Raw genomic sequence first — 15,633 nt, forward strand, 5'->3', positions numbered from 1 at the left:
GCTGCTGCTACCCCTCGTAGCGCAGCTCGCCTGCGCCCACGCGCAACGTTACGCCCGGCTCGGCCGTGATGCGGCCCGCCACTTGGGCCCGATAGCCACTGCCGCGCAGACTGGCTACCACGGCTTCGGCCTGGACATCGTCGGTTACGAGCAGCATGCCGTTGCCCATGTTCCAGTAGAGGTAGGCCTCGGTGGGGCTGATGCCGGCCAAATCGGCGAGCTGCTGCATGGCGGGCAGGGGCTCGAACAGGCTGTCCAGCTCGGCCCCGACGCCGTTTTTGAGCACCCGTTTGAAGTTGTCGGCCAGGCCGCCGCCGGTAATGTGGGCCGCCGCGTGCACGGGCAGCCCCGCATCAAGCACCGCCGCCACGCCCGGCGAGTAAATGAGCGAGGGCGCCAGCATCACCTCGCCCCAGGTTTGCGCGTTACTCGTAGTCAGCTGCTCACTGTTTGATTCCTGACCGGCTGCTTTTTCTTCGCTGTAAGGGGCCTCATGCCATTTTTCGCCGAAGGCTTTAGTGAGGGCCCGGCGGGCCAGCGAGTAGCCGTTGGAGCGGAACGAGGGCGAGTGCAACGCCACCACCACCTGGCCGGCGCGTACGTTGGCACCACTCAGGGGGCGCTCCAGGCTGGGGTGTAGCACGCCCACGGCCGTCGAGCACCAGTTGAAGTTCATGCGGGCGCCGGGGTAGCCGCCGATGCGGTTGCCGAGCTCGGCAATTTCGCCGCCCGTTACGGCAATCTGGCTGAACTGGGCCGCGTCGTGCAGGCCGCGCATGAGCTCATCGACCACCGTGTAGTCGAGCGTGTTCACGTCGATGATGTTGGAGAGGTTGGTGGGCACGAAGCCGGCCACAATGAGGTCGTCGGCTACCATGGCAATCAGGTCGTAGCCCAGCGTGTCGTAGCGGTCGAGGCGCTCGGCCACTTCAATTTTGGTCCCGATACCATCGGAGCCGATGCCCAGCCGCTCGTTGCCGAACCGGATTTCGTTGGAGAAGCCCCCGGCCAGGTCGCGGGCCGGCTCGCCGGGCTTACCGGCGCGGGTGGCGAAGGTTTTCTGGGCCCACTCGTAGGCGTTGCTAGAGGCGGCGTTGCCTTCTTCGATGGAGTAGCCGGCGGTGGCTTTGAGGGAGGAGGACATGGGGAGAAGTTAGAAGCTAGAAGGCTAGTTCCCCTCCTTGGAAAGGAGGGGCTAGGGGTGGTTGATGCTGGTAGAACGGTTGCTAGAGCTAGAAGCCAATGGGACGTTCAACGAATCAACCACCCCTAGCCCCTCCTTTCCAAGGAGGGGAACTAGCTTTCTAGTCTTTAATCCTAGTTCCGTTCAGCATACTAGTGTTCGGTTGGCGCGGGGGCTTTGGCGCTTACCGAGGGCACGAGGCCGGCGGCGTCCTTTTTGCGGTCGGTGCGGTGGCTTTCGCGCTCCTCCTGGATGTGGCCCAGGTACTTGGTGATGTCGCCGGTGGGGTAGTTGCCGTTGAAGCAGGCGAAGCAGCCGCCGCCGTGGCCCTTGTCCTCGGCAAACAGCTCCTGCAGGTCTTCTACCGATTGGTAGATGACCTTGTCGGCCTCGATGTAGCGGCAGATTTCCTCTTCGGTATAGTTGGCCGCAATCAGATCAGTGCTCATGGCCATGTCGATGCCGTAGATGCAGGGCGCGATGATGGGCGGGGCGCTGCTGATAAAGTACACCTCGGCCGCACCGGCATCGCGCAGAATCCGCACGATGCGCCGCGACGTGGTGCCGCGCACGATGCTGTCGTCGACCACCGCAATCTTCTTGCCCTCCACGAACTCGCGGATGGGGTTGAGCTTTTTGCGCACGATGTCCTCGCGGCCGGCCTGGCTGCTGACGATGAACGAGCGGCCCATGTGGTTGTTTTTCACCAGCGCCCGGCGGTAGGGTACGCCAATGGCCTCGGCCAGCCCCGAGGCCGCAAAGTAACCCGACGAGGGCACGTCAATCACCATATCGGGCTGGATGCCCGACTCGATTACCTTACGGGCCAGCATCTTGCCCAGCCGCACCCGCTCGCGGGCCACCAGCCGGCCATGAATAGTGGAATCTTCGCGGGCGAAGTAGATGTACTCGAACACGCAGAACGTCTTGGGCAGCTGGTACGGGTTCTTGTAGTGGACCTCAAAGTTGTTATCAATAAAGATAGCCTGCCCCGGCCCCACGTTCTGTACAAATTCGAAGCCCAGGTAGTCGAAGCAGGTGCTTTCGGAAGTGAAGGCGTACACCGGGCCATTTTCGGTCTGGCGGCGGCCCAGCACCAGCGGCCGGATGCCCAGTGGGTCGGTGAAGGCCAGCATGCCGTGGCCCGCAATGATGGTCACGGTGGCGTAGGCGCCCTTCACCAGCTCCTGGGTGGTTTCGACGGCATCAAAAATATCGACCACCGACAGCGCATCGAGGTTTTTGAGGCGCAGCTCGGAGGCGAAGGTGTACATGATCAGCTCCAGGTCGTTGCTGGTTTTGGGCAGCACGTGGTACTTTTCGTGCAGGCGCTTGGCCGCCGAGCGGAAGTTGATGACGTTGCCGTTGTGCACCATGGCCAGCCCGAACGGGTAGCTGGTGGTAAACGGCTGGGCCAGCTCGGCATCGCCCGAGCCCTGGGTGGTGTAGCGGGCGTGGCCGATGCCGATGTTGCCCTTGAGCTTACGCAGCTGCTTGGGCCGGAACACATCGGAAATCAGCCCGTTGCCCTTGCACAGGTGGAAATTACCGTCGAAGGTGGCCATACCGGCCGCATCCTGCCCCCGGTGCTGGAGCGCCGTCAGGCCAAACACAATGTCGTGGGCAACATCCTCGGGGCCGTAAAAACCTACAATTCCGCACATCTTGAGTTATCGGTTGTCAGTTGCCGGTTGCCGGGCCGCTGGGGTGGGGTACGCTGTTGCAGGCTTTCAGAAAGGGCCTACGGGGTGTCTTGCTTCAATCAATGCGGCCAGTGCTTTCGCGTACAGCTGGTGCTCCACGGCCAGGCCGCGGCGCTCGACTTCGGCCAGAGTTTCGGCCCCGCGCAAATCCACGGTCTGCTGGGCCAGGATGGGGCCGGTATCCAGCCCCTCATCAACCAGATGAACCGTTATTTTGGTTTCAACCAATTGATTATCAAAGGCCCACTCATAGGCATGCAGGCCCTGGTGCTGGTGGGTATCGGCAGGGTGAATGTTGAGGATGCGGCCCGCAAAGGCGCGCACAAAGGTAGGCGAGAGGATGCGCATGTAGCCGGCCAGCACCACGTAATCGGGCCGGTACTGGCGCAGGATTTTCACTACCTCGGCATCGTAGTCGGCCCGCTTGCGGCCCTGGCTGCTGAGGCTGGCCGTGGGGCAGGCCAGGGCCGAGGCCGTAGCCAGGCCAGGGGCCTCGGGGTGGTTGCTGAACACCACGGCCACTTCGGCCAGCTCGCGCAGCAGGCCGGTCTGGGCCGCCGTTACCAGGGCCACCATATTGGAGCCCCGGCCCGAGAGCAGAACAGCCAGGCGGTCCCTGGGGGCGCTATGGTTACCAGTTGGTTGCAAGGACGGGCTCCGGCCGCTGGCCGATATCAGTGCGGATGTACACATCCTGAAAGTTAACCCGGGCCGCCTCGCGGTACACGTACTGCACAGCGTCTTCCAGCTCGGCGCCGTGGCCCACCAGCACCAGCACCCGGCCGCCGTTGGTCGTCAGCTCGCCCGCATCGTTGCGCCGGGTTGCCCCATGGAACGCGAGAATACCGGGGTGCAGCTCCGCGAGGCCCGAGATGGGGAAACCGGTAGCAAAGCCACTGGCCGGGTAGCCGCCCGAAGCCAGCACCACGCCCACGTAATGGCCGGGGCGCTGGCGCACGGTGGTCTGGGCCAGGGTGCCGGCGAAGGTGGCTTCGACGAGTTCCAGCAGGCTGCTTTGCAGGGCCGGCAGCAGCACTTCGGCCTCCGGGTCGCCGAGGCGGGCGTTGTATTCGAGCAGCTTGGGGCCCTGGGGCGTGAGCATGATGCCGAAGTACAGGAAGCCCCGGAAATCGAATTGCTCGGCCTGAATGCCTTCCAGCGTGGGGTCGATAATCTGGGTGCGGATGGCGGCCAGGATGTTGTCGTCGGCGAACGGTACCGGGCAGTAGGCGCCCATGCCGCCGGTGTTGGGCCCCTGGTCGCCGGCCAGCAGCTGCTTGTGGTCCTGCGAAGGCGCCAGCAGCCGGATGGCCGTGCCATCGGTGATGCCGATGATGCTGATTTCGGGGCCGCTGAGCTTTGCTTCGAGCAGAAAGCTGAACCAGCCGCTATGCTGAGCTTCCAGGTCGTCGAGCGCGGCGTGGGCTTCTTCAATGGAAGAGCACACATACACGCCCTTGCCGGCGGCCAGTCCGTCGAACTTCACCACCACCTGCCCATCCAGCTCCGTGGCTTTGGCACGGGCCTCGGCCAGCTTGTCGCTCCGAAACTGCCACGACATAGCCGTGGCCACGCCGTGGCGGCGCATGAAGTTCTTGCTCCACACCTTCGAGCTTTCCAGCGTGGCTCCCGCCCGCCCCGGCCCAAACACCCGGATATCGGAGCCGACGAAGTAGTCGGCCACACCGGCTGCCAGCGGGGCTTCGGGGCCTACTACTAGCAGCTTCGCGCCGTGTTCTTCGCAGAAGCTCTTGATGGCCGGAAAGTCGAGGGCGCTGATGTGGGGGTGGCTGTTGGGGATGCCGGCGTTGCCGGGCAACACGTGCACGGAGGCGCCGTCCTGGGTGAGTTTCCAGGCCAGGGCGTGCTCGCGGGCCCCGCCGCCGAGGAGTACTATGGATTTATTGCTGGGGCTCATAAGATAGGTCTGTAGTTGGTTCCCGCAAAGGGACGCAGAGGGTTTCGCAGAGGTTCGCAGAGCCGTTCTAACTGATGTCGTCGATGGAAATTATCCGGCTATCAGCAAACTGAAATACGGACCTGCCCTGCAACTGCAGTGTGTCGCCCGCGTTCAGGCCGTTGGGAAAATCCATAGCCGCCACGGCTGAGTAAGCAATAAGAACTTCCACGCGGTTGTCGGCTATTTGCCATTCGGTAACGCGCTGTTCCCGTTGGGAGAAATACTGCTTGGCTTGCTCGGCCTGCTGGCGGAAGTTTTCCTTGCCGGTAGTCGTCAGGTTGATTTCACCGCCGGAAATATTGCGAAATACGACATCCTCGTGCAGATGGCGCAGCATACCGTCTATATCAAAGGTATTGTACGCTTCGATGTAATCGGTTACCAGCTTTTTTGCTTGCGAAGCTTCCATTTCAGATGGCTTCTTTGATGATACCGGCGCGCACCAGGTTGCCCATGAGGCGGGCTTGTACGTCGCCGCCGGGAGTCGTTTCGTCTCCGGTAGGCAGGGGACTACCCGTGATGCGCTCGTAGATGTCGAGGTAGCGGCGGCTGGCTTCCTGGGCCACTTCGGGCGTGAGGGCGCGGGGGTACTGGCCGTCCTGCTTGTTGGCGATGAGCCACTGGCGCACATACTCCTTGTCCATCTGCTCGGCCGTTTCGGGGTTGCGGGCGTAGTCGTCGGCGCTCCAGAAGCGCGACGAATCGGGCGTGTGGATTTCGTCAATCAGGATCAGCTGGCCCTCGAACAGGCCGAACTCATACTTGGTATCAACCAGAATAATGCCCCGCTCGGCCATCCAGGCGGAAGCAAAGTTGAACAGCTCCAGGGCCTTCACCCGCATCTGCTCGTACAAATCAGCTGCCACCCAACCTTCGCTCACCAGGCTCTCGGGCGTAATCTCGCGGTCCGATTCCTCCTTGGTGGTAGGCGTTACGATGGGCTCAGGAAACTGCTGGTGCTTGGTGAGGCCGTCGGGCACGGTTACGCCCGAGAAAGTGCGCTGGCCCTGCAGGTAGCCGCGCAGCATGGAGCCGGTGAGGTAGTTGCGCACAATCATCTCCACCCGAATCGGCTCGGCTTCGTGGGCCAGCGTCACGTTGGGGTCGGGCAGGCTGATGACGTGGTTGGGCACGATATGCTTGGTCTTATCGAACCAGAACGCGGCCAGCCCATTCAGCACCGCACCCTTGTGGGCTACGGGCGTCTCCAGCACCGAGTCGAAGGCCGAAAGCCGGTCGGTTACTACAATGAGCCGCTCGCCCGAGGGCGCGCGGTACGAGTCGCGGACTTTGCCGCGGTGCAGGAGCTCAAGCTGGGGGGTGGCGAAGTGGTTGAGCGTGTTCATACAGTGGAGCGTCTACGGTTCGTTCTATTGGTTGCCTCACCCCCCGGCCCCCTCTCCAGGAGGAGAGGGGGTGCCAGGCGACATTAATTTTTCAGAGAATACTGGTGAAGGGCAGCACTAATTTTCTGCAGTACCGTGGGCAGTTGGTGAAGTACCTGACCGTTCGTGAAGCGAAGCATATGATAGCCAATGCCTTCCAACTCGTACGTGCGACCAGTGTCGTATTCGGCTTGTCCGGTTTCGTCATGTACTTCACCGTCCACCTCTACAATCAGGTTGTGTTGGGTGCAGATGAAGTCTACAATGAATTTTCCGATGGCATGTTGCCGCCGAAACTTGGCGTCATCCAACTGCCGGTTTCGCAACGCCTGCCACAGGGTATCTTCGGCTGGAGTTGGCTCGCGCCGCATCTGCCCGCTGAATGATTTTAACCGGTCAAACCACTGTTTTTTATCAGCAGTCAATCGTGGCCGGCTGCCTGATTCTTCAACGTCAGGCTCCCCCTCTCCCCCTGGAGAGGGGGCTGGGGGGTGAGGCAACGATGCCACATGCTCCACGATATTCCGGAACAACCGCAGCCCCTCTCCTTCCTCGCTCAACCCAGGGTCGGCGCGTTTGCGGCGGGCCCAGTCGGGGTGGTTATACAAGGAGAGGAACGCTTCGGGGTGCGGCATGAGGCCGAACACGCGGCCGGTGGTGTCCGTCAGGCCGGCGCAGTGCAGGTCGGCGCCGTTGGGGTTGTGGGGGTAGTTGGCGGTGGGCGCGCCGGCTTCGTCGAGGTAGCTGAGGCAGTTGAGGCCCCGGGCTTCGATGGCGGCGGCGGTTTCGGGGCTGCCGATAATCAGGCGGCCCTCGCCGTGGCGCACGGGCACTTCCAGCGTGTCCATTCCTTTCAGGAAGGGCGTATCTGAATTCGGGTTGACCTGCAGGCGCACCCACCGGTCTTCGTAGCGGCCCGAGGCGTTGTGGGTCAGGGTTACTTCGGGCGTAACGGTGCCGGCCAGGTCGGGCAGCAGGCCCAGTTTCACCAGCACCTGGAAACCGTTGCAAATGCCGAGCACATGCTTGCCGCCGGCCACGAACTCCTTGATATCGTCGAGCAGCGTGCGGCCCTGGTCGTTTTTGCGGTAGCGCAGCTTGTTGGCCAGCACCACGCCCGAGCCCAGATCGTCGCCGAACGAGAAGCCGCCGGGGAAGTTAAGGATGTCGTACTCGTGGATGCTGACGTGGCCATGTAGCACCTGGTTGAGGTGCACAACGGTGGCCTCGGCCCCGGCCAGCTGGTAGGCCGCCGCGAATTCCTCCTCGCAGTTGATGCCGAAGCCGGTGAGAATGAGCGCCTTCGGCTTTTGGTGCTTAGTACTTAGTGCTTGGTGCTTAGGCTGTTCTTTTGCAGAGTTGTCAGGCTTTTTTGTCGTCGCGTCTTCTACCGCTAAATCAGCTGCCGGCTGCTGGTTTCCAGACCGTGCTTCGGTGCTGGTTTTCAGCGGCTCGTTGGATTCGTGGCCGCCGTCGACGCTTTTGTAGCCGGGCAGCATAATGTTGCCGTCGGCGTCTACCATTTCGTAGCCGGGGTCCTCGGGCCGGGGGCGCGGGGGCAGGTTGAGGTCGGGCAGGTTGGGCTGTTGCTTGTCGTCTTCCATGGTTACTGCTGGGCGGTTTCGTGCTGGCCGAAGCCGATAATCCGGTTCACCGGACCGTTGGTCCACTTGTGGCGCAGGGTGGCGCAGTCGGCGGCAATAACCGGCTGGCCCGTATGGCTTACGGTCAGCTGCCCGTCGGAAGTCACGCGGCCCAGGCGGGTGGCGCGGCTGCCAAAGTGCTGCTCAAAAGCCACCACATCTTCCGGAGCCACCGTGGCCACGAAGCGCGAGTGCGACTCCGAAAACAGTTGCACATGCACCGGCAGGCCTGCCGGCAGCTCTACTTCGGCACCAAAGCCGTAGCCAAACGTGGCCTCGGCCAGCGCTACGGCCAGCCCGCCGTCGCTCAAATCGTGGCAGCTCTGAATCAGGCTCTGGTCGTTGGCCTCTCCTATTAGTATATAGAGCTGCTTGGCGGCTTCGAAGCGCACCTGCGGCACGTTGGCGCCCAACTCACCGAAGAGCTGGTAGAACTCCGAGCCGCCCAGCTCGTCGTAGGTTTCGCCCAGCAGGTACACCACGTCGTCGGCCTGCTTGAAGTCGGAGGTGATGGCCCGGCGGACGTCCTCCATTTTGGCGGTCATCGAATACAGCACCGTGGGCGGCACCGAAATCTTCACGCCGTCGGCCTTGAAGTCGTTCTTCATCGAGTCCTTGCCGCTGGTGAGTGGGATGCAGTAGGCCGCCGTGGCGTCGCGCAGGGCCTGGGCCATGCGTACCAGCTTGGCCAGTTTGAACTTGCCGTCGGGGTTGCTCACGGGGTCGTACACCGAATCGGGCACGCAGAAGTTGTCGTTGACCGACCAGAAGTTGCCGTCGCCGTAGCTCAGGTTGGGCAGCTTGCCGCCCACGGCCACTATCTGGCGCACGGCCTCATCAAACGAGCCCGCCGACATGGCGTAAGGGTCCAAATCGCCGAAGCGGGGCAGAATGCCGTTGCTCACGGCCACGCCTTCCCAGCTCTCGAAATTGAAGCGTACCACCGCCGCATCCTGGGGGGCCTGCCCGGTCGCACCCATCAGGGGCTTGATGATGGTACGTCCCTTCACCTCGTGGTCGTATTGCCGGATTACCGACTCGCGGGAGCAGATATTGAGGCTGCCGAGCAGGCGGGTGAGGATGCTGGTGTACTCGGTGGTGGCGGGCAACGTGGGCTCCTGAGCCGTGGGCTTACTCCACTCCGCCTCCAGCACCTTGCGCGGCACGCCGTCGTGCAGGAAATCCATCTTGATATACGCCACCGGCTTGTCGGCGAAGCGCACGTCGAGGTAGCCGTTGGCCGTGAAGTAACCGATGTCGGTCAGCTCCACTTCCATCTCGCGGCCCAGCACCAGTAGCTCGTCCATTTTGGCGGGCTCCACAGCCAGCGTAAACCGCTCCTGCGACTCCGAAACAAAGATTTCCCAAGGGCGCAAACCGGGGTATTTCAGCGGCACATCGGCCAACTCTACCACGGCTCCGCCCGAAATCGTGGCCAGCTCGCCCACGCTCGACGAGAGGCCGCCCGCGCCGTTGTCGGTGCTGCACCGGATGAGGCCGCGGCGGGTGGCCAGAATCAGGAAGTCCATGGCCAGCTTCTGGGTGATGGGCGAGCCAATCTGCACGGCCGTGGCGGGCGAGGTTTCGTCTAGTTCAATTGACGAAAACGTAGCGCCGTGGATGCCGTCTTTGCCCACCCGGCCGCCGGCCATGATGATGCGGTCCTGAGGCTCGATGTGCTTTTCCCAGGAATCGAGGCCGGCCAGCTGCATGGGCATTACGGCACCGGTGCCGCAGTACACCAGCGGCTTGCCGGCGTAGCGGTCATCGAACACGATGCTACCGTTCACGGTGGGCACGCCCGACTTATTGCCGCCGTCCTCGATGCCCTTGCGCACGCCCTCAAAAATGCGGCGCGGGTGCAGCTGGTTGCTCAGCAGCGTGCCGTCGAACTCGGGGTTGCCGAAGCAGAGCACGTTGGTGTTGAACAGCAGCCGCGCGCCCCCGATGCCGGTGGCCAGCGGGTCGCGGTTGTTGCCCAGAATGCCCGTAATGGCCCCGCCGTAGGGGTCGATGGCCGAGGGCGAGTTGTGCGTCTCCACCTTCCAGACAAACAACGACTCGGGGTTGATGCGCACGGCCCCGGCGTTGTCGGAGAACACCTTAATCAGCCAGTCGTTGCCATTGGCCCGCAGCTGCCGGTCGACCTCGGCGGTAGCGTCTTTGATGTAGGTCTTGAACAGCGAATCGACCTCGAACGCCTCGCCCGTGACAGCATCGTTATACTTGATCAGGGCCGAAAATTCCTTGTGCTTGCAGTGCTCCGACCAGGTTTGGGCAATGATTTCCAGCTCGCAGTCGGTGGGGTCGGTGGGCAGGCCGGCGGCCTGGCGCTCGGCCTGAATGCTGGTGTAATGGTCGCGCACGGCGCGCATTTCCTCCAGGTTCAGGGCGTAGAGGTTGTCCTTGGAAAGCTTCACCAGCGCCTCATCCGAGAGGCCTGCCAGCGGCACGAGGTCCGTAATGGGTTCGGCCCCGCCACCGGGCCGCGGCGTATAGTCGCGGATATCAGTGATGGGGCCGGTTTCGAAGCGGTTGATTTGCTTGTTGCCCAGCAGCTCCTGGGCCACGCGGCGCAGGTCGGCTTCGGGCAGGGCTTCTTCGAGGAAGTAAAGCCGCTTGCTGAAGATGTGCTGGGTATGGGTGTCGAGCGGCTCGTTGAGCAGGTCGCCGAGGGCGTTCTGGGCCGAAATGCCTTCGTCGTCGGTCACGCCGGGCAGCTTGGCTACCAGAATATAGCTTTTGTAGCCGGCCGGGTGGCGGAACTCGTCGAAGGCCACCTCGTGCAGCACCGGGTCCTGGAGGCAGTGGGTGGCGAAGTCGCGCAGCTGCGCGTCGGTTACCGGGTAGCGCACCGTGTAGAGGGCGGTACTTTGCACGCGGCCGGTCGTCAGGCCGAGGTGGCGCTGGGCTGCTTCGGCTACGCGCTGGCCGTCGCCGTCGTGCTGGCCGGGCTTAAGCAGGAGCTGAATGGTTCTCTGGGTCGATTCCAAAAGAGACGAGGTTATCTATTTTTCGGGTTTCCCATGCACGAGGAAGGTATCGTCATGAGGAAGCACACCCCACGCGGAGGTACGCCGAAAATGCCTTGCTGAAGCGCCGGTTGCGCCGCAGTAGGTTTAAGAAAACGCTTTTTCCGGCCGACTGCCGGGTTTCACCACCGGAAGACCGGCCCGGCACAGCGGGCAATCAGCGGGTGCGTAGGTGGCCGCCGTTACCGGCAGCAGGGCAAAGTTCGGAAAAGAAAGGTCAGCTTGTCCACCGGTCCGGTCAATTAAACTCGCCACGGCCAAAACTTTTGCCCCCAGCCCTTCCAGCAGCCGCGCTACTTCGTTGGTGCTCTTGCCCGTGGTCACGACGTCTTCGGCAATGATAATTTTCTGGCCGGGTTCTATCGTGAAGCCCCGGCGCAGGGTCATCTGGCCCGATTCGTCGCGCTCGGTAAAGATGCCGGGCACGCCCAGCTGCCGGGCCAGCTCGTAGCCCATCACCACGCCGCCCATGGCTGGCCCTACCACCACATCGGGCACGAGGCCGGCTTCCCGCAGTTGCCGGGCCAGCTCGGCGGCGGCCGGCGCGGCCAGATCGGGCCGGCGCAGGAAGCGGGCGCACTGCACGTAGGTATCGGAATGCAGCCCCGACGAGAGCCGGAAGTGCCCGCGCAGCAGCGCATCTTCCTGCAACAGCTGCTGCTCCAGGGTTTCGGGGGTGAATTCGGTGGGTTGGGGGGAAGTCACGGGGAAGAATGGATCGTGCGAATGTCCCAGGGCTGAAGCCCTGGGCTAGTTAGCGGAAAGACAACAAGGAAAAACACAGCTTATCATAGGCGAAAACCGCTCCGTAGCCCAGGGCTTCAGCCCTGGGGCGCTGAAGTCGTTACGCCGTCACCGGCCGCAGCGCATTGATCCGCTCCATCAGTTCCCGGGCGGCGGCACCGGCGTCTTCGGCTTGCCAGATGGCGCGGGAGGTGTTGATGAGCAACCCCGAGCCATTGGAACGCAAACCGGCGCGGAGCGTGGCGGCTAAATCGCCGCCCTGGGCACCCACGCCGGGCACCAGGAACCATTGTTCGGGGCAGATGGCGCGCACCTCGGCCAGCGCTTCGGGATGGGTAGCGCCCACGACGAGCCCGATACCGCCAATTTCGGAATCCAGCTTGCAGGCCACTTGGGCCACGCCGTGGGCCAGCGAGCCGCCGCGGGTCAGGGCCATGTTCTGCATCGAATACTGCGACTTATTGCTGGTTTTGGCCAGCACAAATACCAGCTTGTCTTCGCGCACGAAGGGCCGCACGGCGTCGTCGCCCATGTAGGGGTTCACCGTCACGGCATCGGCCCCGATGACGTCGTAGGCGAAGCGGGCGTAGTGGTCAGCGGTGTTGGCAATGTCGCCGAACTTGCCGTCCAGAATTACCGGAATATCCTGCGGAATGCGCTGCACCGTTTCGCGCAGCAGTTGCACCCCGTTTTCGCGGCTCAGAAAGAAAGCCAGATTGGGCTTGAAAGCGGCGGCAAACGGGCTCGTCTGGTCCACAACTTCGGCCAGCTGCCGGGCTACGTAGGCGTCGTCGCCCACCGGATCGAGGCCCACGCAAAGCAACGAGTTGGCCTTTTGAATACGCTGAATAAGCTTTTGCATAGGGTGGGATGTAGCGCGAAGCTCCAGCTTCGCGTATCGTTGAACACACTCGTTCGATAGTCAGCAACGACCCGCGAAGCTGGAGCTTCGCTGTCCTTCGGTTCGCGCTACTGCACTTACACTATTGCTAAAATCCCCCACTCGGCGGCCAGCCGGGCCGAGAGACCGGGCTCCAGCCACTCGCCGCTGCCGATTTGCACGGCGGCCGCGCCGCAGCGCAGGTAGTCTGTCACGTGGCCGGCCGTGAAAATACCGCCGGTACCAAACACGGGCAGCGTCAACTGCTCATCGTGGGCCAGCTCCCACACGCAGCGCAGCGCCACCGGCCGCAGCGCCTCGCCCGAAAGGCCGCCGGCCACGGGTGGGGCGGTGGCATCGTCGGGCAGGTGCAGGGCCTTGAGCAGGTTGGTGGCGGCAATGGCATCGGCCCCGCCCTGCTGGGCGCCCAACGCCAGCCCCCGGATGTGCTCGGGCCAGGGTGGCAGCTTTACCACCACCACGGCGCCTGGGCCCAGCTCGTCGCGCACGGCCCGGGTGGCTTCGCGCACGAAACCGGCCGTCAGCTCCGCCCCGTTTCCGGTGTCGGGCTGGGTGATGTATACCTCCACGCCCGCAATCAGGCTGCCCACCTCACGGGCCAGGAACCGGGCAATTTTGCGGAAGCCCGGCACGCCGGGAGCCGTAATGCTTACCAGCACCGGCACCCCAAACCGGCGCAATCCGGGCAGAAACTCCTGCACCAGAATCTCGGCGCTTTCGGTGCGCATGTTACTGGCATTGAGCAGTGTCTGGTCATCTACCTGCCAGATACCTTCCTCGTAATGGCCTGGCTGCGGCTCCATCGTCACGGTGCGGGTGAAGATGGCGCCCAGCCGTTCATACCCGTCGCCGGCCAGCTGCCACGGAGCAGCTGCCAAGCACACTGGGTTCTGTAAAGTGAGCGTACCGAGTTGCATAGCTGTAAGTTAGGACTTAGTTACCATTAGGTGGCTGTCCGAATGACAGTTCCAGTTCTATACCTCTCCCTAAAGCAAAACGCCCGGCCAATGACCGGGCGCTTGCTGGAAAGGAAGGCTAGATGACGTTTTCGTGGTTGATGAGGAAGGGTACGCAGTCGCGGATGTCGGTTTGGCCAAGGATGAACTGGGCTACCCGAGCCATGCCCACGCCAGCGCCGGAGTGCAGCTTTACGTCGTTTTCTTTGTGGAAGTCGAGGTACCAGTCGAAGTCCGACAGCTTCATGCCCTGACGGATGAGGCCTTCGAGCATGGAGCTGGTTTCGAGCTTGTGACGCAGCTTGTCGGCGTCGAACTCACGCTCGGCCGAACCGGCCGACTCGCCGGCCAACGGCAGCAGCAGGTCGGAGGAGTTCACCACGCGAGGGTCGTCGGCGTTGTTGCGCATGTTGAAGAACTTGATGTCGGCCGGGTAGTGGGTTACGAACATCGGGCCCATCAGCTCGGTAAGGCGGTTTTCTTCGGCCGCGCCCAAGTCGTCGCCCCACAACAGGTCAGGGAAGCCTTCTGTTTTGAGCAGCTCGATAGCATGAGCGTAGCTCAGGCGCTTGAAGGTCAGGTTGCTCAGGTCGGCGGCGTCGCGGCCGAACAGCTCCAGCTCCTTGGGGCAGTCCTGGGCTACCTGGCGGGCGGCTCCGGCTACAATGCACGAGAGGTGACCGAGCAGCTCGTCGAGGTCGCCCACGTGCTCAATCTCGAACAGGCTGAACTGGGCCAGCCGGCGGTTGTCGGCCTTCGTCTCCTTGCGAAAGCTCTGGATTTCGCCATACACCCGGCCGCCGCCAATGGCCTGGGTCAGCATTTCGATGTAGAGCTGGTTGCTCTGGGGCAGGAACATCTTCTTACCATCGTACCAGTCGATGGTGAACAGCGTGTCGGTGTTTTCGCAGGCCCCGGTTACGCCCACAATGTGGGGCATGTTGTGGATGCCGATGAAGCCTTCCGACTCCACATACTTGCGAGCTCCGCGGAACATGGCGTCCCATACTTTAATCACGGCCATCCGCTTGGGGTCCGTGCTCAGGTTCACGTTGCGGGAGGCGGCAGGAACGGCGGCTACCATCTGTTGAGCGAGGGTAGTATTGTCATTCATGTTGGGTGGTGAGGGTATGGGTTGAAAAAAGAGGAAGAATCAGGGTCAGGCGCTTTCCAGGCGGCCACCGGCCGAATGGGCCGGACATAAAAAAACCGCTTCGGAAACCGAAGCGGTGAAAGGCAAAAAAGCCGGGAAAACGGAAGAATCAATAGGGGAAACGACGGAGGGAATGGCCTTTCGGTCATCTCGCAGGACGGCGTTTCGCTCGGTCCCGCGCTTCATCAGGAAATGTTGATTTAGCTGAAGCACGATGCAAAAGTACCAATTTCATCTACCCCTGCAAGTTTACCCGTGTTACCTTTATATTACCAAATTGTTAACACGAGCGTTTTCTCACGTTTCATATTGACACCCTATGATGAGTTATTTACTTGTTAGTCAAATTGTTTAGACCCCTTAATTATATTGCCCGACATGCATATCGACGCCTTATCTTTGCTGTTTACTTGTTACTGAAAGCTGTTCATCAAATTTAACTAAATTAGTATAGTACAATTTTTCATATCTCCTTCCAGTGCTTCCGTACTATATAAGAGCAAAAATACCTCGGGCACCCCTCCCTGCTTCCTGCTTTTACCCCAATTCGGAATAGGTCATTTACCTAGGGCAGACACATGTTCAGCCTATCCGGTTAAGGCAGCAGGCGGGCCCGATTTAGACTGTGTGGACAGTCATCGGAGCCAATCGAGGGCGGCGAGCAGGTGAGCGCCGGCTAAGAAGCAGGTGGCGGTTTTCTCGTAGCGGGTGGCAAAGCCCCGCGCCTCCTTAAGCCGGCCAAAGAAGCGTTCGACTTTGTTGCGGTCCGCATACAGGTTCTCATCATAGGCCCGCTGGTCTATCCGGTTGGCCTTAGGCGGAATCACGGCTTGCGCGTGTTGCCCGGCCACAGCCGCTAGCACGGCGTTCGTGTCGTAGGCCTTATCGGCCACCACAGCGCCGGGCTTTTCGGGCAGGGCGGCCAGCAGTTCCGGTAGCACGGTGCAATCGGCTTGTTCACCTGGGGTGAGCT

At 62.1% G+C, this 15,633-nt stretch carries 13 protein-coding genes; all 13 read right to left on the reverse strand.

Annotation, left to right across the window (positions count from 1 at the left end):
- Nucleotides 1–7: 7 nt before the first annotated feature.
- On the reverse strand, nt 8–1,144 hold the full coding sequence (locus tag BLW21_RS06745; protein ID WP_092738680.1) for an AIR synthase-related protein: 1,137 nt from the start codon (nt 1,142–1,144) through the stop codon (nt 8–10).
- A 191-nt stretch (nt 1,145–1,335) separates the two neighbouring features.
- Nucleotides 1,336–2,847, reverse strand: coding sequence for an amidophosphoribosyltransferase (gene purF / locus BLW21_RS06750; protein ID WP_092738681.1), 1,512 nt, complete (start codon nt 2,845–2,847; stop codon nt 1,336–1,338).
- Between the two features lie 66 nt (nt 2,848–2,913).
- Nucleotides 2,914–3,534 carry a phosphoribosylglycinamide formyltransferase gene (purN, locus tag BLW21_RS06755; RefSeq protein ID WP_245711830.1) on the reverse strand — a complete coding sequence of 207 codons (621 nt, stop codon included), beginning with the start codon at nt 3,532–3,534 and terminating at the stop codon, nt 2,914–2,916.
- Nucleotides 3,518–4,804: a phosphoribosylamine--glycine ligase gene (purD, locus tag BLW21_RS06760; RefSeq protein WP_092738683.1), complete on the reverse strand. Its 1,287-nt coding sequence runs from the start codon at nt 4,802–4,804 to the stop codon at nt 3,518–3,520. The genes purN and purD overlap by 17 nt, the downstream gene beginning before the upstream one ends.
- A 67-nt stretch (nt 4,805–4,871) precedes the next feature.
- Nucleotides 4,872–5,255: a nuclear transport factor 2 family protein gene (locus BLW21_RS21470; RefSeq protein ID WP_175470883.1), complete on the reverse strand. Its 384-nt coding sequence runs from the start codon at nt 5,253–5,255 to the stop codon at nt 4,872–4,874.
- 1 nt (nt 5,256) lies between these two features.
- Nucleotides 5,257–6,192: a phosphoribosylaminoimidazolesuccinocarboxamide synthase gene (locus BLW21_RS06770; RefSeq protein ID WP_092738685.1), complete on the reverse strand. Its 936-nt coding sequence runs from the start codon at nt 6,190–6,192 to the stop codon at nt 5,257–5,259.
- A gap of 83 nt (nt 6,193–6,275) precedes the next feature.
- The gene (locus BLW21_RS21715; protein ID WP_092738686.1) at nt 6,276–7,835 is read right to left on the reverse strand and encodes a phosphoribosylformylglycinamidine synthase subunit PurQ; all 1,560 of its coding nucleotides are present in this window, start codon (nt 7,833–7,835) and stop codon (nt 6,276–6,278) included.
- A 2-nt stretch (nt 7,836–7,837) separates the two neighbouring features.
- A complete protein-coding gene (locus BLW21_RS06780; RefSeq protein ID WP_092738687.1) occupies nt 7,838–10,867 on the reverse strand; it encodes a phosphoribosylformylglycinamidine synthase subunit PurL in 3,030 nt (1,009 codons plus the stop codon).
- Nucleotides 10,868–10,993: 126 nt separating this feature from the next.
- A complete protein-coding gene (gene pyrE, locus BLW21_RS06785; RefSeq protein ID WP_092738688.1) occupies nt 10,994–11,611 on the reverse strand; it encodes an orotate phosphoribosyltransferase in 618 nt (205 codons plus the stop codon).
- Between the two features lie 139 nt (nt 11,612–11,750).
- Nucleotides 11,751–12,512: an orotidine-5'-phosphate decarboxylase gene (gene pyrF, locus BLW21_RS06790; protein WP_092738689.1), complete on the reverse strand. Its 762-nt coding sequence runs from the start codon at nt 12,510–12,512 to the stop codon at nt 11,751–11,753.
- Between the two features lie 116 nt (nt 12,513–12,628).
- Nucleotides 12,629–13,468: a dihydroorotate dehydrogenase gene (locus tag BLW21_RS06795; RefSeq protein WP_092738690.1), complete on the reverse strand. Its 840-nt coding sequence runs from the start codon at nt 13,466–13,468 to the stop codon at nt 12,629–12,631.
- A 118-nt stretch (nt 13,469–13,586) separates the two neighbouring features.
- Entirely contained in the window at nt 13,587–14,621 is a 1,035-nt protein-coding gene (locus tag BLW21_RS06800; protein ID WP_092738691.1) for an amino acid--tRNA ligase-related protein, read from the reverse strand.
- 674 nt (nt 14,622–15,295) lie between these two features.
- The coding region (locus BLW21_RS06805; RefSeq protein ID WP_139255111.1) for a transposase at nt 15,296–15,633 on the reverse strand (338 nt) is incomplete at its 5' end.

Origin of the sequence: Hymenobacter psychrophilus, from assembly GCF_900107135.1 — a bacterium.
GTDB lineage: Bacteria > Bacteroidota > Bacteroidia > Cytophagales > Hymenobacteraceae > Hymenobacter > Hymenobacter psychrophilus.

What these genes read in the sequence shown, in the direction of transcription:
- BLW21_RS06800 (WP_092738691.1), bottom strand. Translation starts at nt 14,621, where the DNA reads ATGAATGACAATACTACCCTCGCTCAACAGATGGTAGCCGCCGTTCCT.
- BLW21_RS21470 (WP_175470883.1), bottom strand. Translation starts at nt 5,255, where the DNA reads ATGGAAGCTTCGCAAGCAAAAAAGCTGGTAACCGATTACATCGAAGCG.
- BLW21_RS06745 (WP_092738680.1), bottom strand. Translation starts at nt 1,144, where the DNA reads ATGTCCTCCTCCCTCAAAGCCACCGCCGGCTACTCCATCGAAGAAGGC.
- purF (WP_092738681.1), bottom strand. Translation starts at nt 2,847, where the DNA reads ATGTGCGGAATTGTAGGTTTTTACGGCCCCGAGGATGTTGCCCACGAC.
- BLW21_RS06795 (WP_092738690.1), bottom strand. Translation starts at nt 13,468, where the DNA reads ATGCAACTCGGTACGCTCACTTTACAGAACCCAGTGTGCTTGGCAGCT.
- purD (WP_092738683.1), bottom strand. Translation starts at nt 4,804, where the DNA reads ATGAGCCCCAGCAATAAATCCATAGTACTCCTCGGCGGCGGGGCCCGC.
- pyrF (WP_092738689.1), bottom strand. Translation starts at nt 12,512, where the DNA reads ATGCAAAAGCTTATTCAGCGTATTCAAAAGGCCAACTCGTTGCTTTGC.
- BLW21_RS06770 (WP_092738685.1), bottom strand. Translation starts at nt 6,192, where the DNA reads ATGAACACGCTCAACCACTTCGCCACCCCCCAGCTTGAGCTCCTGCAC.
- BLW21_RS21715 (WP_092738686.1), bottom strand. Translation starts at nt 7,835, where the DNA reads ATGGAAGACGACAAGCAACAGCCCAACCTGCCCGACCTCAACCTGCCC.